This window comes from Hathewaya proteolytica DSM 3090 (genome assembly GCF_900142225.1).
Lineage (GTDB): Bacteria > Bacillota > Clostridia > Clostridiales > Clostridiaceae > Hathewaya > Hathewaya proteolytica.
The window spans coordinates 1-18,260 of record NZ_FRAD01000033.1; the positions used below are offsets into that span (position 1 = coordinate 1).

Consider the following 18,260-nt stretch of genomic DNA (forward strand, 5'->3'; position numbering starts at 1 on the left):
CCTAAGCCCTAGTTCCCCAGATTCTCTGTATGATTTACGCCATCTTTTGCTTGCACTCCAAATTCTATCATTACCTAATATATCTATATCAAAGCCTGCATCAATAAAAATTTGAGTTGGCAAATATCCCTTGTTATATTCAGCAATAAACAATGATTTAAATTCATCTGTATAAGTAATTCCACGTTTACTTACAGATTTTACATATTTATTCTTTGATAAGACATCAATCTCTTCATCAGAAAATAATTTCTTGCTCATTATATTCACAACCTTTCTATTACATTGTACAAAAAAAGATCCTGTAGGAGTAGACTTTTTTTTATTGTCTACTCTATAGGATCCATTTTAGTAAGGCTTCTGGGTCTTTAATTCTAAAAGTTGATAAATGAAAATCAATAATGCCTTCATCACGTAGTTCGCACATTTCTCTGGATAAAGAAGGCCTAGAAACATTTAGAAATTCAGCTAGCTCGTTGCGCTTAAGAGGAATGTTTATGGTGTAAATGTTAGTTTTTTGCTGTTGGTCCAGAAGGTATGCAGCAATTTTTCCTTTTATACTTTTAATTGAAAGATATTGAACTTTTTTGTTTAGCATTAATGCTTTATCAGATATTATTTTTATAAAGTTCTCTAAAAATGTATTGTGCCAAGTGCACATTTTGTTGCATCTAGATATGAGATCGGAGTTTTTTAAAAATAAAACTTTACAGGAATTTTGAACCCTCACTGTAACAGGCCATTTTTTGCGGCTAGAGAACACCAGCATTTCTCCGAACAAATCTCCTTCTTTTACTATGGCGATTATGACCCTGTTTCCCTCTGAAGTCTCCTTTAAAACTGAAGCTTCTCCCTCTAAAATTATACCGAATTTATCTATATTTTCCCCAAAGCTGACAATGGGTTCGTTTTTGCCAAAGGTCTGTATTTTCGGATTTAAGCATTGCAACAAGCTAATGAGGTCTTCTTCTTTTATACCCTGAAATAAAGGCAATTTTTCTATTGTGCTTAAATAATCATTTATAATAATCATAAAAAACCATCCTTTTGTATCTTGAGATACGGAACTCTTCTATTAAAAATAATATAATAAACACATAAAAATAGCAAGTAATCATTAATAATAAATGTTAGTATAGGAGGAACGTTATGTCAAATATGTTTTGTTTTCAATGTCAAGAAGCTGCAGGTGGAAGAGGTTGTACTGTAAAGGGTGTCTGTGGTAAAACTGCTGAGGTTGCAAAGGCTCAAGATTTGTTGGTTTATGTGACTAAGGGCTTGGCAGTCATTAGCAATGAAGGAAGGAAAGTTGGAATAGTAAATAACCATGTTGATAAATATATAGTAGAGAATCTATTTTCCACAATAACAAATGCTAATTTTGATAAAGAAGTGATTTTAAATAGAGTAAGAGAGACTTTAGGGTTTAGAGATGAATTTATAAATAAGGGAGTAAAAGTTCCTAACGTTGCAAGCTGGGTAAGTGAGGATTTAAGTGAATTCGAAAAGAAGGCTGAACAAGTTGGTGTTTTATCTACGGAAAATGAAGATATAAGAAGTTTGAGAGAGCTTATAATTTATGGATTAAAAGGATTATCAGCATATATGAAGCATGCTATGAATCTAGGTTACAATGACCAGGAGCTACATGGATTTATGGCAAAGGCTTTAGCAGCTACCCTAGATGATTCCTTATCTGCGGAGGATTTAGTAGCTCTTTCTCTAGAAACAGGTAAATATGGTGTTACTGCCATGGCATTGCTTGATAGAGCCAATACTGAAACTTATGGAAATCCTGAAATCACAAAGGTGGATATTGGGGTTAGAAACAATCCAGCTATATTAATTTCTGGCCACGATTTAAAGGATCTTCAAATGCTTTTAGAACAAACAGAAGGCACTGGTGTGGATGTTTACACTCATAGCGAAATGCTAGCTGGTCAATACTATCCAGCTTTCAAAAAGTATGCACACTTTGCAGGAAATTATGGCAATGCTTGGTGGAAGCAAGGGGAGGAATTTGAGAAGTTCAATGGAGTAATTCTGATGACTACAAATTGCGTAGTACCTCCAAGAGATTCATACAAAGATAGATTGTTTACAACAGGAGCAACAGGGGTGCCAGGATGCAAGCACATCCATGCAGATGAAAGTGGCAAGAAGGATTTTTCACAGTTAATAAATATGGCCAAGCAATGCAAGTCTCCAACAGAAATTGAAAAAGGAGAAATTATAGGCGGATTCGCCCACAATCAAGTACTGTCACTAGCTGACAAAATTGTAGATGCGGTTAAAACTGGAGCTATAAGAAGATTTTTTGTAATGGCTGGTTGTGATGGAAGGGCGAAATCAAGAAATTACTATACTGAGTTTGCAGAAAAATTGCCAAAAGATACCGTTATATTAACTGCGGGATGTGCAAAATATAAATATAACAAATTAAATCTTGGAGATATTGGCGGAATACCTAGAGTTTTAGATGCAGGACAGTGTAACGATTCTTATTCCTTAGTTGTAATCGCTTTAAAACTTCAAGAGGTATTTGGGCTAAGCGATGTAAATGAATTGCCTATATCATATAACATAGCGTGGTATGAGCAAAAGGCTGTAATTGTATTATTGTCATTATTACATCTTGGTGTTAAAAATATTCATCTAGGTCCAACTTTACCTGCCTTCCTATCGCCAAATGTGGCAAAAGTTTTAGTAGAGAATTTTGGAATAGCTGGCATTGGCACTGTGGATGAGGATATTCAGTTGTTTTTAGGAGAATAAGAAAGGAGCATATTCATGGATGGAATATCGTTAATGGTTGAGGAGCACGAAAATATAACAAGAATGTTGAAAATTGTCAGAAAAGCTTGTGTAAATGTTATGAATGGAAATGAAATCGACTTTGTGGATTTTGCCAACATGATAGAATTTATCAGATTTTATGCAGATAAGCATCATCATGAAAAGGAAGAAAAGTTTTTATTCAACAAAATGGTAGATGAGATTGGCGGTGCAGCAGAGAAACTGGTGAAATATGGTATGCTAGTTGAGCACGATTTGGGAAGATTTTATATAAAGGAACTGGAAGATTCACTTGCCAAGGTTAAAGCTGGAGACCAAGAGGCTAAACTGGACGTAATTTCTAATGCCATATCCTACACCCATTTGTTAACTAGGCACATAGACAAAGAAAACAATGTGGCGTATCCATTTGCCAGAAGAAAGCTTTCTCAAGAAACATTGAGTAAAATCCATGAACAGTGCCAGACTTTTGAAGAAGAAAGAACCAGATTAGGTGTACAAGGTAAATATATAGAAATGCTGAAATGTCTTGAGGTAAAGTATAAATAAGCAAATAAACCAGACAAAAATGGGGTAGTGTTGGAATTTTGAACACTGCTCTATTTTTATCTAATGAAAAGGGCTAGAGTAAGCGGTATTATAAGTATAACAAATAGCATTACAGCACAATATTAAAATAAAAAAATTAAGAAAGAAGGGTATGAAATGAAATTAAAAACACATGACGACAGACTTACGCTTACAAATGGAAGTTATCACTCTCTAGTGAATGCAAGAAAACCAAAAGGAATAGATGACAAAAAGACTTATTTAATTGGTACTGGAATTGGAGCTTTGGCAGCTGGATGTTTTTTAATTCGAGATGCTCACATGGACGGTAGCAAGATTACATTTTTAGAACAATTAGATCTACCTGGTGGCTGCTTAGATGGTGCTGTTAGGCAGAATATGGACTATGTAGCTCGTGGTGGACGTGAAATGGGACATCATTTTGAAGTTCTATGGAATTTGTTTAGTTCGTTGCCATCAACAGAAGACCCTAATATGACAGTGCTAGATCATTTTTATTATACAAATCACGACGATCCAAACTACAGTAATTGCCGTATAACTACAAATCAAGGCGTTCGTTATGATAATGGAAAGTTTAATTTAGGTCAGGACTTAGCAAAGGAATTGGCTGCTTTTGTCAGTGTAACAGATGAAGAACTACAAAACAAATCTATTGAAGATATTTTTTCAGAGGAACTTCTAAATTCTGATTTCTGGGCATATTGGAGGACCATGTTTGCCTTTGAAAATTGGCACAGTGCCCTAGAAATGAAATTGTATATGAATCGTTTCATACACCATGTTGGTGGTCTGGCAAATCTTTCTGCTTTACAATTCTCTAGACACGACCAATTTACTTCCTTTGTAAAACCTATGGTTAAATATCTAGAGGATCACGGAGCTAAATTCCAGTACGGTGTTACTGTAAATAATGTAGAATTCTCAATTTCACAGGATAAAAAAGTTGCAAAGAAAATCATTGCTGTAGATAAAAGCGGAAAAGATATTTCTATAGATTTAACAGAAAATGATTTAGTGTTTATAACTAACGGATCTATGACAGAGGGCTCTGGATATGGAGATGATAACACTCCTGCTCCATTCAATAAAGAGTTAGGCGGTTGCTGGAGAATGTGGAAGAACATTGCATCTCAATGTGATGAGTTTGGACACCCTGATAAATTCTGTACAGAACCAGAAAAGTCAAATTGGGAATCTTGTACAGTAACTTGTCATGATGAGAGGGTTCCTAAATATATTGAAAAAATCACCAAACGTTCTCCATATGGTGGGAAAACTGTAACAGGTGGTATAGTAACAGCTTTGGATTCTTCATGGCTAATGAGTTGGACAATAAACCGTCAAGAGCAATATTACGGACAGCCTGAAAAAGACGTTGTAGTTTGGGTTTATGGTTTATTCTCTGATGTTCCTGGAGATTACATCAAAAAACCTATGAGAGATTGTACTGGTAAGGAAATCACTAAGGAATGGTTGTATCATATAGGCGTTCCTGAAAATGAGATTGAAGAGTTGGCTACATCATGTACTGCGGTACCTGTTATGATGCCATTTATAACATCAATGTTCTTGCCACGTGAATTTGGAGATCGTCCTTATGTTGTACCAAAGAATGCAGTAAACTTTGCTTTCCTTGGACAATTTACAGAAACTTTGGATGATCCAGGACGTGATACTGTATTTACTATTGAGTATTCAGGACGTACAGCCATGGAAGCAGTATACGTATTAACTGGCGTTGAAAAGGGAGTTCCTGAAGTCTTTGCTTCTAGATATGATATACGTTACTTGTTAAATGGAGGAATCAGCCTGTTAGATGGTGAAAAACCAAAACTTGATTTACCACCATTAGTTAGACGTAAAATCATGAAGCAGATAGCAGGCACAGAAATAGAAAAGCTATTAAAAGAATATGGAGTTATTTAATAGTTTGTTGTATTAAATAAATTGCTTAAAATCCCGATTTTTCATAATTCGGGATTTTAATTTATCAGCATAGAACTAATTTGCAGGAGGTAAGTTCAGTGAAAGAAGAAAAAAATATCCCTACCATAGAAGAGATGCAATGTTGGTATGAAGAGGATTTGAGAAGGGAAACCGCAAAAGCTTTAGAAGATTATGAGGACAAAAAAATACAAGATCAAGGTGGATTTTTTAATGCCTTTAGGAGATTTGATGAGATAGATAAAAATATAAATTCTCATGTTAAAAGAGAAAATATGTATTATGACAAATATAAGGCTTATGTAGAAGAAGAGACAGCCAATATGGGCGATAAAATAGAGGAAATTGAAAACTTAATTGAGTATGAAAAGTTTTTTCTTCGATTTGAAAGAAGGATTAATAAGGAAAGGAATAATTCCAATTACTACGGAAGCAATTCAGCTACAAGATATAGGGTTGATAGGATAGAAAAACTTAAAGGGGATCTAGAGAAGATTTTAGACAGTTCTCCGGAAGCTTGGAATTTCTATCATAAGCGTCAACTTATAAATGACATAGAAACTCAACATAATCAGCGTTTAGTAGCTGTTCCATATGTTGAGGATGCTAAACAAAGGGTTATCGATTCTTTGAATTTAGGTGTGCCTGTATATATTGTGGGACATTTGGGAAGTGGTAAAACTCAATTAGCCATTGAGGCGGCCATGGATTTTACCATTGAAAACAAAATACAAAGGGACTTAGAAGAAAAGATGGAGAAATGGTTTGCATCGAACCCAAGGTCCACAGAAAAAGAGGCCATTGAAAAATTTGAGGAGCTTAACAAAGAAAGAAAAAATCATTACAGGAATATATTAACAAAGGGAAATAAGGAAGAAATTGAAGCTTTGCAACCTTTATTTATATCTGGTTCACATAATTTGACTTATGAAGATATGTTTGTAGAGAAGACTTTATCTCTTACAAATAGCTTTTCTAAGGGATCTTATATGGATTATCTCAATATGATTATAGAAGACTTCTATAAGTGGATGGACCAGCATAAAGAGGAATTACAGCAAATGACTGATGAGGAGCAGCTTCAGCTTAAAATTCAAATTTGGAAAAGCTTCTCTGATTTATTGGTGGCTAGCAATAGCAGTTTTGGTACTGTAATCAAAAAGATAGAAAGAGAAGTTCTAATTGCAGTAAAGGAAGGTCGACCTGTAATTATAGATGAATTGAATACCATAGCTATGCAGAATCTAATAGCTTTAAACGATATATTGCAGCGTCACGCTGGCAGTACAGCCTATATCACGGGAGTTGGCCCTGTATATATTAAACCTGGTTTTGGTTTTATTGGCACAGGAAACTTATCTACTCAATTGGTAAATTATGAGGGTACTAATGAATTGAATCCTGCCTTTAAATCTCGTTTTGTAACCATTGAGTACAATTATGTGCCACAAAATATAAGTGGTTCACTTAAGGAGCAGGAGTTCCCAGAGAGAAATGAGCTTTTCAGAATAATAATATCACAATTGGCAGATAAAAATGGAAGTATCCATATTCCACAATGCAAGAGGACTTTAGATGAATTGTTTAGATTTTCTCAGTTGTGTAGAGTTACGCAAAATGTTTTTATGGGCAAGTGGAAGGAAAATCAGGTGGAAAAAGATTTTTCTGTGGATGAGCCAGAGCTCAGGGAAGCTGTACTGTCTATTCGTAACATTTTACACGTTTTAAACAATTGGAATTCAGGAGAGGAAAAAGATTTAAGTAAAGCACTTTGGGACGGATTCATCAGTTCCATAACTTATGCTGATGACCAAAATTATATTCTGTCACAAGCAGTGCGTTTTGGATTTTTTCCAGTGTCAGAGGGTTGGAACATTGACATAAAAGGTATAGGGGCAACCACCACAACATATGAAGAAATTCGCACTCGTCCATATAAATATATTCGTCCATCCATGGAGACTTTAAGCTATTTAGATGTAGTTCATTTGATATTTGGAAAGGGAATCACAAGAAATACTCTACCTGTAGAATTGAGTGACGCTTTTCAAGATAATATAGATCCATCTCTAAGAATTGATAGAAAAAAATACGAAGATCTAGATGAACAACTTTCTCACTTGGAGCATTCAAAGGATATACTGGAATACTTGGAAAGCAGTGAAGGAGAAATGTAAAATGAATTTATCCGTAGATGCAAAGGAGTTTAAAGATCAAGTTAAGGAGTTAAGGAAAAAGTTGAATGAATCCAAATCCAATGGGATTTTGCATGAAGAGTTTCAGGCACAACTGGCTGACCTATTAAAGAGAGAGGAAGAACTGTTGTGTGAATTAATTCCATATTATAGGCTCTATTCCAAGGATGAAAAGATTAATTCTATGGAGATAAAATCTCTAAAAAAACTGGGTGCCTTTGAATTTAATAGCTTTTTAAAATCTTCTTTGAGGATTAGTGATAATCTTTTTATGGTCACTAGTATAGATAGAAAAGTTCAGCTTCTATATATAAAGCATACAGATCAGTGTGGTGATGATGAAGAGATAGAGGTTGAGTGGAGTCCGTGTATAAAGGGAATTGACCAAGTTATTTCATTTATTTATAAGATAAATCATAAGGAAATTTTACTTTTTGGTGAAAGAGGCGGGTGTTATCTTATTTCCAGTGAAAACTTTAATGAGATGCCTGATGTGAATACTGAATTAGAGATTAAAAGTATTGATGTGAATTGCCCAATTAACGATTTTGGAAGGTGTTTAGAGATTAATGAAAACTTATTTGTAGCGGAAAATGGAGATGAAAAGCTGATATTATGTGAAATAGTAAAAAATAAAAGTCAGTACAGCATTATTTGCCACCATGAAATAAACTGTGTTATTCCCAAGTGGACTACTTTCGAAAAAATAGATGAAAATTATTTTGCCCTTGAAACAAAGATGGGTGAGATTTATTTTATTAAATACGAAAACAAAAGATTAAATATTGTAGATAAGTTTGATTTTTTAGAGTCAGAAATAAGAGAAATTAAGGGGCTTGAAGAGGAAAATGGAGGCATTACTTCCCTTGCAGTAGTGGGTAACAAAGGCTACATGAAGATACTTCATTTATCTAAAGATAAAGAGCTAGAGAAGAGAGAGCAGGCAATTCACAATCTAAAAGGTAACTTATTTCAAGTTCAATCTGAGATGGGTACAGCGGTGATTTTAAGTGAAGATGGAATTGCATACTTATTTGAGGAGAACTTTGGAGAATGGCATTTAAATGAGGAAGCTACTATGGATGAGGCTTTTTTAACCAATGTGCTTAAGTTACAGGGGTCTAAATATTTGATTATGGATGTGGAAGATAATTTTAACATGTTACAAATTCACAGAGTTGGAACAGCAAAGGATTTGTGGCATGCAACTTTGTATAAGTAGGAGGCTTGTATATGGTTAATGTAGATGATAAAAATCTTGATGAAGAGGCTTTAGAAAAGGTTTTGATTGAAGAATCTAAAAATCATTGTGAAGAATTTTTGCAAAGGGAACAGCGTTCCTTGGCTACATTTACGGGTGATCCTAGTTTAATGTACGTTCCAAATGCAAAGTTGCAAAGATTTTTATTGGAACCTTCTAAGGGAATATTGCATTTGCCTTTAGAAAGTTTTCTTGATAAAAGGTTAGATGACAATGAAATTATGTGGCATATTTATTATGAATTGGCCATGTATCCAGATTGGAAAAAGAATACTAAGAAATATGTGAACAGAAAAAAACGTTGGCAAAAAGAGATAGAACATATGACAAGTTATCTTTTGCATAGGATAAAAAAAGAGGGATTAGAAGATGATCCAGCCTATGAGCCCAAAATTATTTTTAATTATGTGAGAAAAGAGATTCTTGATTTCTTATATGTAATAGATAAAGAGGTATGTTTTTTAAGAGTGTTGCAAATGTGTCCTATATATAGAGATGAGGAGAACTACAATAAAATTGTCTACTATATGAAAGATATAGGAAAGACTATGGAGTGGATTGAAAAGATGCCTATGCATAGGGCTTTTGCAAATAGTTTTCTTATAATTGAGCTATACAAGAAAGAACCTAAAATTCAGGGTGCTACTCACAATCCTTTTAGTAGAAAAGTTTTTAATAAACCATTTTTTGAATTTTTCCATTCAGAGTTGATAAGGCAAATTAATAACGATGAAGGCATTACAGAAAGGGATAACTTTATTTCTTCTTTTGTATTTCCTATTTTTCAAGAATTGTGGAAAGAGGAGATTGATAACATGACTTTTTACAAATCAGAGGGGCAGAACTCAGAACAGGTACAAGGAGCTGAAAGCCCCTTTGATAAACCTAACTCAGAAGAAGTGGTAGATTCTTTAGAATCAACCAAGGAAGATGATGAAAAAATATTGGAAGAAATGCTAGAACAGCAAGAGCAAATAAATGTGGATATTGAAAATACACTGCAAGGTAAGGTGGATTTAGAATCTTACGGTATAAGTGAAGCAGAACAAGAGCTATTTCAATTTTATTCTAATAAAATGAAAAGTGAAAGAGAGCAAATGCGTAGGTTTTGGAGAAAGTTAATTGGTGACGCAAAAAAAGAAGTAAGTGTTAAGAAAAATGGTGAGATAAAGGGGAAAATAGATGTCAATAGTTTTATAAGTTTTTACCCAGACTTTATAGAAGCTGAGAAAAAGGGAAACTATAAAAATCTTGCGATTTTTAATAGATATTTGCTACAGCCTGAAAGTAAAACTTTACCTGAAAAAATCGAGATCTCTTTTGTTATAGATAATTCAGGCTCTATGAATGAATCAAAAATTGAAGCTACCAGAAAAGCTCTTGCTGTGACACTTCTGTCAATTGATGATTTCAATATGTACTTAAAAAATAATTCAGAGAAGTTGAATCAGAAGGTTCAAGTGTTAAGTGAGACCTGGTTCTTTGGTAACAAGTTTTATAAGGTTAAAGAGTTTAATAGCAACAATTCAAAGGAAAAAGAGACCAGTGACATTATACGTTCCATTGTAAAGTTAAATTCTAAGGACGGAGCCACTGATGATGGGAGTTGTCTTAAAGAAATATCAGATAATATAAATGCCATACAGGAAAGAGATTTAAAGGATGGAAAGCAAATAAAGATAATATTTGAAATTACAGATGGTGCTTCTAGTTTTCCTGGAGCAGCAAAGGAAGCTATAAAAGATTTACTAAGTAAAAATGTGGAGGTTTATGCGTTTCAAATGGGCAAAAATAGTGAAAGCAATGAAAAAACCTTCAATTTTATATGGAATGAAGGGTACAAACAGCCCCATGGAATTATCATTGGCCAACAGGTAGAAAAATTGCCAAATGAATTGTTGAAATTAGTAGAAAAAAATATGAAATGTATTTTTAAGGGGAAGTTATAGTATTGAAATGTTAAATGCAATGGTGTAAAATCTAACATATGTTGTATACTGAGGATGAGAGGGTGAGTACAATGGAAAACACTATAAGACTTTCCGGGATAATATATGAAAGCTTAGTAAATGGACCTGGAATGCGAAGGGTATTTTTTGCTCAAGGATGCAAACATAACTGCCAGGGTTGCTTTAATCCAGATACACATGATTTCAATGGTGGCCAAGATAAAAATATGGATGAATTAATATTGGACACTATTGAAAACCCTATGATAAAAGGTGTTACATTTAGTGGAGGCGATCCTTTAGAACAAGCAGAAGAATTTGCATACATGGCCAAGATATTTAAGGAACATGGTTTAGATATTTGGAGCTACACCGGGTATACATATGAATTCATATTGGAAAATCAATATAATAACCCGGGATGGAGTGAGTTTATAAATAATATCGATGTGTTAGTAGATGGAAAATTCGAAAAAGACCGGGCCATAGGTGGTCTTAAATTTAGAGGTTCAAGTAACCAAAGAATCATAGATGTAAAAAAGAGCCTGATTTCAAATGAAGTAGTTGTGTTAGATTTAAATACAAAGGAGAGGTAAAATGGAGTGGAAGTATGAAGATGGCAGAATATATAGTGTAGATGAAAAAGGCTTATTAATGGCTGAGGCAACTTATGTTACAAAAAAACATGGTGAGGTAGTTATAAATAGAACTTATGTGAACCCCAATTTGAGAGGTCAGGGAATTGCCGGGAAAATGATGAATATAGTTGTGGAGTATTTAAGAAGAAATAATCTTAAAGCTACAGCTACTTGTTCTTATGCTCAAAGCTGGTTAAAGAAAAATGAAGGAATATGCTCAGATATTTTAGGAAATCAATAGATATTATATTAGTTGTTGGCAAAATTTCAGCTAAAATGTTGAAAAAATGAGACAATTAAAGTATAATTATCTTGTGTAACAATATCCGAAATGAGAGGAGGAATACTATGTTTCAAGAGTTTAAAAAGTTTGCTTTAAAGGGCAACGTGGTGGATTTGGCTGTAGGTGTTATAATTGGAGGAGCGTTTGGTAAAATTGTAACTTCTTTGGTAAATGATATCATAATGCCATTGATCGGTATTATACTTGGCAGAGTGGATTTAACTTCATTGAAATTCGTTATTAAGCCAGCAGTCGGCGATGTTGCAGAGCTTTCCGTTAAGTATGGTCAGTTTCTACAGGCAATAATAGATTTTTTAATAATAGCTTTATCAATTTTCTTTGTAGTAAAACTTTTGCTTTCGTTTAAAAAGAAAGAGGAGGCGGCACCTACTGAAACAAAACCTTCAAATGAAGAAGTTTTATTAACTGAAATTCGCGATTTATTAAAGGAAAGAAACTAGTTTTCCTTTGTGTCAACTTAAGGTAATGGTATTCTTCGGAGATAACAATTTTTTGTTATGAAATATATAATATTAAGGAGAGGATAGTTATGAAACGTGAAAGTACAATGTTTTATGTCTGTAAGCATTGCGGCAATATGGTAGGATTTATACACAGCAGTGGGGTACCTATTATTTGTTGTGGTGAAGAAATGACAAGGCTAGTTCCAAATACTACAGATGCTGCTACTGAAAAGCATGTTCCAGTTGTTAAGGTTGATGGTAACAAGGTAGTTGTAGAGATAGGTTCTGTACCTCATCCAATGATAGAAGAACATTATATAGGTTGGGTATACATTCAGACTGTTAAGGGTGGTCAGCGTAAAGAACTTTTACCTGGACAAAAACCTTCCGTTGAGTTTGTTTTAACTGAAGATGATAAAGTGGAAAGTGCATATGCTTACTGTAATCTTCATGGACTTTGGAAAGCTGATGTAGAAAGTTAAAATAATAAATCAATATATTTTGTTGCAAGTATAAAAGGGCCTAGGCCCTTTTATTTTTTTAAAAATAAAGTATATAAAGTTTGGTTTTATAAGGCACTACAAGGGCATACAATATAGTAATAATAATGTATTGAGGGGATTAACCTGTGGAAAATAGTATTAAAGTAAAAGGTATTTTAGATGAAGATGCTCCTGGTTTTCTTGTGGAGTATAGAGGGGACTTTCAGGGTGAAATTGAAAAAATTGATTATGCTTTTGGTAGTGTTATTACGAAAAATTTAGCTATTGTAGCTGTGCCGGAGGAATATAAAGATAGGTTAAGAAGGGATGTACCATCTATAACCTTTATAGCTCCTAGGAGTATGTATCTTTTGCAGGATATATCGCCATCCAATGTGGGAAACATAAACACAATAAAAGTAAATCCATACTTAGACCTCACTGGAAACGGAGTTATAGTTGGAATGGTGGATTCTGGAATAGACTATTTAAATAAGGAGTTCATACGGGAAGACGGTACTTCCAAAATCATTAGTCTTTGGGACCAAACTATTATGATGCCACAAAAGGAAGATGTGTATATTGGCAAAATATACACAAATTCTGAAATAAATGAGGCTATAAATATTCAAAAAGATGGTGGGAATCCCTATGAGTTAGTTCCTTCAATGGATGAAGAGTATCACGGAACGAGAATGGCCAGTATAATTGGAGCAAGGGGATACAATAGTGAAGTTGAAGGAGTTGCCAAGGATTGTGATTTTTTAGTGGTGAAGCTGTTGCCTTCTCCAAATTACAAAAAGAGAATGATGGAGAACAATATTCCCCTTGTACCAGTGTATAATAATTCAGAGGTCTTGGCTGCTATAGAGTTTTTAAAGAGGGAAAGGGAAATATTGAACAGGCCCATGGTTATTTACATTGGTGTGGGTACCCAAGAGGGCAGTCACGACGGCAATAATATTACAGATAGGTATATAACTAGTTTATCTAGTGAAAGGGGTTTAGTGGTGGTCACGGGTACAGGGAACACTGCGGCAGATGAGGGGCATGTGGTAGGGTTTATGCAAAATGAGGGTAATATCCATACGGAAGAACTAGTTATACCTAGGGAAATGAAGTATTTTAGGTTTGAAATATGGGTTAAGAAACCTAATAAAATGTGTTTAAATATAACTTCTCCAGTAGGGGAAACATCTAGGTTTTTAGGAAAAGGGTTAGAAGAAAAGGCAGAGAGAGATTTTTTACTTACGAACACTAAGCTTACTTTACAATGCTATAATCCAGAAAATTACACTGGACATCAAGTTTTTATTTTAAACTTCTATGGTATAAAAAGCGGTATTTGGAAGATAGAACTAAGAGGAAATTATATTGTGGATGGAAGATATGATATTTGGCTTCCCAACAAGCGTGTAATGGCTGAGGGAACTAAGTTTTTGCAATCTTCTCCTTACAACACTCTTACCATACCCTCCACAGCTGTAAATGTTGTTACTGTTGCATATTTTAATAGCAACACTAATTCTACTGTGGCTTCTTGTGGAAAGGGGTACAATACCAATGGTTTGATTAACCCTGACATATCCACTGCGGGCGTCAACATCATAACTGTTGCAAAAGGCGGAGAGGGCACAGATGTGGTTAGCGGAAGTTCCGCAGCAACTGCAATAGTAGCAGGGGCTTGCGCTCTTTTGAGCCAATGGGGCATTGTAAATGGAAATGATCCTACCATGAATTCTGCCAAGATAAGAAGTCTATTAAATTATGGAGCCCAAAGGGATAGCGCTTATGAATATCCAAATGAAGATTATGGATATGGTAAGTTAGATATAGCACAAGTCTTTAAAATATTAGGTGGAAATTATATAGAATATAGTGGAAGTAGATTGTATATAAGAATGCCTAAAACAATTGGCTATATAGAGGAGGGGATAGTAGGTGGAAAATAACACAGAAATAAATAATGCAGAAGCAAATAATAAGGATATTTTTAATAGTGAAGAATACATTCATTATGTGGTTCAATATGATGGTGTTTATAAAGACCAGGATAAGAATTACAAAGAAAAGAGTGATGTATATGTGACTATTATAACGGATGATTATGCTATTTTTTCTGTTAAAAAGGACTTAGTATCAACTTTAGCTGATACTTATTTTATCATGCAATTGGCAAAACGCTCCTTAAATGATAATGGAAATTTTATTATAACTTACGTACTTCCTCCGCAAGTTTATACATTGCAAGAAATATCAGCTGTGGAGGCCACTAATGTAAATCTATTGCAAATCAATTTGCCCTTACAATTAGAGGGGGATGGAGTTGTAGTTGGAATAATAGACACAGGCATCGATTATCTCAATGAAGAGTTCACAGATGCAAATGGAAAAACTAGAATAGTTGGAATATGGGATCAAACTATACCATCGGGAGATGCCAAGGAGTTTAATGTTCCCTTTGGCACATTCTACACTAGGGAGGATATAGATAGAGCATTAGAATTAAAAAGACAAGGTGGAAACCCTTATGATATTGTGCCTAGCAAAGATGAAGAAGGTCATGGCACTAACTTAGCTGGAATTGTTGGAGCCACGGGAAAAAATGGAGTGACTAAAGGTATCGCAACTAAGTGCGAATTTTTAGTTGTAAAGTTAATAAGAAACTTGTATTACGAAAAAACTTTTCAACTGAAAGTACCAGCCTTCGGTTTAATGTCTATTTTGTCTGCCATAGAACTTATGAAAAATTATTTGGTAAAAAAGGGAAAACCTGTTGTGGTTTTGTTGCCTTTAGGGAGCAATAGTGGAAATCACAGAGGAAAGAATTTAATAGATGCCTACATTCAATCCATAACAAGCAATGTAGGCATAGCCGTTGTTACTGGTGCGGGAAATCAAGGACTTGAAGATAATCATGTATCCGGCCTCATAAAAAATGAGGATGATGAGAGCGTGGTAGAGATAATAGTTTCCCCTGAACAAAAATATTTGTTTTTAGAACTTTGGGCCACATTGCCTAATATATTTGAAGTAAATATTATTTCGCCATCTGGTGAGGAGACAGGATATATTCCAGCAGCTTTAAACATAAAAAGAAGCTATAATTTTATATTTGAAAATACAAAGGTCAGCATATACTACTATCTACCGGAGGAGTATTCTGGGGAAGAGTTGATAAAAATGTATTTTACTAATATAAGACCAGGTATATGGCGGTTAAAAATAAAATTGGTACTAGGTAAGCTAGCTAGGTATGATGTGTGGCTGCCACAAAGTGGTTTAAAGGAAGAGGGTACGAGATTTACTCCTAGCAATCCATATGGCACAACCACTGTTCCAGCAGATTCACAATACGTAATAACGGTGGCGGCATATAATCAAAACAATAACAATATATTGTCTTATTCAGGAATTTACTTTAATGATGAATTCATAGGAGGCATTGATTTTGCAGCAGGAGGGGTGGACACTCTAACCACTGGAGTAAATAATACTTTAAATGTGATAAATGGCACTAGCCTCTCTGCCGCCATAGGTGCTGGTGCATGTGTTTTGCTTTTTGAATGGGGTATTGTGGATGGACATTATCCTTATATGTATTCCCAAAGCTTAAAAACTTTCCTCCAGAGAGGCACCATACGGAGAAAGGGTGACACGTACCCTAATGCACAGTGGGGATACGGCATTATTGATTTTTACAGGATTTTCACTAATATCGGAAACATACTATAAATATATCTATGTTTATAATAAAATAAGCTTTAGCTATAGAAATAATTCTACGCTAAAGCTTAATTTTTTTATTGCTCTTCAGTTTCTGGAGTATCCTTTAAGCCCTTTTCAGAGGATATTTTCTTTATCATCTCTACTAAATCTATACCTGTCAATGAATTTATCACCTCAGGAAGTTCTGCAATGATATTAGTTACATTTTTAGAGATCTTAGAGGCTCCACCTTGTCCACCATTATCTATAACAATCATCTTCTCTGTTTTAGATATTGGCTCCGCGATATTTTTTGCGATCTCAGGTAACTTTTCAGTAAGCATTTGAATTACTGCTGCTTCACCGTATTCTTTGTAAGCCTCAGCTTTCTTTTTCATAGCTTCTGCTTCGGCTTTCATAGCATCAGCTTTAGCTTCACCTACTAATCTAATGGCATCAGCTTCAGCTTGTCCTTTAATTTTTATAGTTTCAGCATCGGCTTCAGCTCTTTTTATTAGAGTATATCTTTCTGCTTCTGCAATTTGTGATGCTTTGTATTTTTCAGCTTCTGCAACTTTTCTCACAGAGGACTCAAGTTCTTTTTCCGTTTTCCTAACTTGTTGTTCTGCTATTTCAGTTTGTCTTTGCTCCTCAAACAACTCAGCATCCTTTAAGGTTTCAACTACTTTTTTGTGAACCACGTTCTTTTCTACTTCGTATGCAAAGTCGGCTTTTGCTTGGGCTTTTTGTTCTTCCTCTTTAAAGGATTGAACTTTCAACTCTTTTTCTTTGTTGGCAGCGGCAATTTGAGTCTCAGCAGTAATTTGAGCTTCCATACCTAGTCGTTTGGCTTCAGCTGTTTTTTGCATTTCTTCTCTTTTTGCTTCGGCTTCAGCAATGGCAGCATTCTTCTTAACTTCAGCAATTTGCTTAGCTCCTAGAGCTTGCAGATATCCTTTTGTATCATCTATGTCCCTTATGGTAAATGTCTTTATTTCTAGACCCATCTTTTCTAGGTCTGATTTTGCAACATTTTCTACTTGATTGGCAAACATTTCCCTATCTTTGTAGATTTCTTCTATGCTCATTTTAGATACAATTTCCCTTAATTTACCTTCAAGTACGTCTTGCACTGTGGACTTCATGACTAAAATGGTCTCTTTCTCTTTTCCAGTGTTAAATTGCTCCATGGCAAGTAGTACACAATCGGAATCAGAGTTAACCTTTATGATAGCAACACCATCTGTATCAATGGGTACGCCATTTTTGTCTAAAGATTCATGAGTTTTTACTTCAACTTTTATGTTTTCCAAGGAAAGCTTGTCAGTCTGCTCAAAGAACGGAACTACAAATCCACCACGACCACTTATTACTCGTCTTTTTAAACCTGTTACCACAATAGCTTTGTCCTGTGGAGCTTTTTTCCACGTTAAGCCTATAAGAAGGATTATAGCTATAATTAATATAATCCAGCCAATGTTGTGGCTAATTGCTAAAAAAAGATTATCCATAAACTTTTACCTCCAATTTACTATAGATTTATAATGATTATAATACTCATAATATACTCATAGTACCATAATATTTATAATAATAAAATAATATAACTAAATTTATGTATAATTGCTTATATCCTAAATTCCACGTGCATTTTTTATTAGCTTAAAAGAACACTATTTCACGAAGAATTTAAACTGATACTCCCACATTGTAACATTATTTACCACCACCTTTCAATCTTTTTCAATAAATTATTGATTGCAACTTTGGAGTAAAGATACTTATTAAACCCTGCAAGTTATCCACAGAGCAACACTCGATTTTCAAGATGATATCTTTATTATACCAGACATTTTTCATACACTTCCTTGTACGGATAGTTTTCTGACAAATTCATAATTACAGTTCTTGCGGTTTTAATGATTTTGGCTGCAAGAAATACATACTTCAAACGAAAGGTCTTTATT

Annotated in this window: 15 protein-coding genes; 12 read left to right on the plus strand and 3 right to left on the minus strand. The window is 34.4% G+C overall.

The window, feature by feature from the left end:
- Together BUA73_RS13060 and BUA73_RS13065 are read right to left on the minus strand one after the other, a co-directional pair.
- Positions 1 to 261 (minus strand): HTH domain-containing protein (locus BUA73_RS13060; RefSeq protein WP_341465322.1); only part of this gene is annotated, 261 nt, incomplete at its 3' end.
- 73 nt (positions 262 to 334) lie between these two features.
- Positions 335 to 1,033: a Crp/Fnr family transcriptional regulator gene (locus BUA73_RS13065; protein WP_242942397.1), complete on the minus strand. Its 699-nt coding sequence runs from the start codon at positions 1,031 to 1,033 to the stop codon at positions 335 to 337.
- 116 nt (positions 1,034 to 1,149) lie between these two features.
- Here BUA73_RS13065 and hcp point away from each other — a divergent pair, with 116 nt between their 5' ends.
- From hcp to BUA73_RS13125, 12 genes are all read left to right on the plus strand, one after another.
- Positions 1,150 to 2,775 (plus strand): hydroxylamine reductase, encoded by a 1,626-nt coding sequence (gene hcp / locus BUA73_RS13070; RefSeq protein ID WP_072904555.1) that lies wholly within the window; start codon positions 1,150 to 1,152, stop codon positions 2,773 to 2,775.
- 15 nt (positions 2,776 to 2,790) lie between these two features.
- Positions 2,791 to 3,345 (plus strand): hemerythrin domain-containing protein, encoded by a 555-nt coding sequence (locus BUA73_RS13075; RefSeq protein WP_072904556.1) that lies wholly within the window; start codon positions 2,791 to 2,793, stop codon positions 3,343 to 3,345.
- A 156-nt stretch (positions 3,346 to 3,501) separates the two neighbouring features.
- A complete protein-coding gene (locus BUA73_RS13080; RefSeq protein ID WP_072904557.1) occupies positions 3,502 to 5,295 on the plus strand; it encodes an oleate hydratase in 1,794 nt (597 codons plus the stop codon).
- A 98-nt stretch (positions 5,296 to 5,393) separates the two neighbouring features.
- Positions 5,394 to 7,490 carry a P-loop NTPase family protein gene (locus BUA73_RS13085; RefSeq protein WP_242942398.1) on the plus strand — a complete coding sequence of 699 codons (2,097 nt, stop codon included), beginning with the start codon at positions 5,394 to 5,396 and terminating at the stop codon, positions 7,488 to 7,490.
- 1 nt (position 7,491) lies between these two features.
- Positions 7,492 to 8,730: a hypothetical protein gene (locus tag BUA73_RS13090; protein ID WP_072904559.1), complete on the plus strand. Its 1,239-nt coding sequence runs from the start codon at positions 7,492 to 7,494 to the stop codon at positions 8,728 to 8,730.
- An 11-nt stretch (positions 8,731 to 8,741) separates the two neighbouring features.
- Entirely contained in the window at positions 8,742 to 10,718 is a 1,977-nt protein-coding gene (locus tag BUA73_RS13095; protein WP_072904560.1) for a vWA domain-containing protein, read from the plus strand.
- Positions 10,719 to 10,789: 71 nt separating this feature from the next.
- Complete coding sequence (nrdG, locus tag BUA73_RS13100; protein WP_072904561.1) at positions 10,790 to 11,314, plus strand: anaerobic ribonucleoside-triphosphate reductase activating protein; 525 nt, start codon at positions 10,790 to 10,792, stop codon at positions 11,312 to 11,314.
- Position 11,315: 1 nt separating this feature from the next.
- Positions 11,316 to 11,597, plus strand: a complete 282-nt coding sequence (locus BUA73_RS13105; protein ID WP_072904562.1) for a GNAT family N-acetyltransferase — start codon at positions 11,316 to 11,318, stop codon at positions 11,595 to 11,597.
- A gap of 107 nt (positions 11,598 to 11,704) precedes the next feature.
- Positions 11,705 to 12,100, plus strand: coding sequence for a large-conductance mechanosensitive channel protein MscL (gene mscL, locus BUA73_RS13110; protein WP_072904563.1), 396 nt, complete (start codon positions 11,705 to 11,707; stop codon positions 12,098 to 12,100).
- Between the two features lie 89 nt (positions 12,101 to 12,189).
- On the plus strand, positions 12,190 to 12,585 hold the full coding sequence (locus BUA73_RS13115) for a desulfoferrodoxin family protein (RefSeq protein ID WP_084672272.1): 396 nt from the start codon (positions 12,190 to 12,192) through the stop codon (positions 12,583 to 12,585).
- A 146-nt stretch (positions 12,586 to 12,731) separates the two neighbouring features.
- Positions 12,732 to 14,537, plus strand: a complete 1,806-nt coding sequence (locus BUA73_RS13120) for a S8 family peptidase (RefSeq protein WP_242942399.1) — start codon at positions 12,732 to 12,734, stop codon at positions 14,535 to 14,537.
- Complete coding sequence (locus tag BUA73_RS13125; RefSeq protein ID WP_242942400.1) at positions 14,527 to 16,320, plus strand: S8 family peptidase; 1,794 nt, start codon at positions 14,527 to 14,529, stop codon at positions 16,318 to 16,320. The genes BUA73_RS13120 and BUA73_RS13125 overlap by 11 nt, the downstream gene beginning before the upstream one ends.
- A 68-nt stretch (positions 16,321 to 16,388) precedes the next feature.
- On the opposite strand, the gene BUA73_RS13130 is transcribed toward BUA73_RS13125, so the two are convergent.
- Entirely contained in the window at positions 16,389 to 17,804 is a 1,416-nt protein-coding gene (locus BUA73_RS13130) for a flotillin family protein (RefSeq protein ID WP_072904564.1), read from the minus strand.
- Between the last annotated feature and the right edge of the window lie 456 nt (positions 17,805 to 18,260).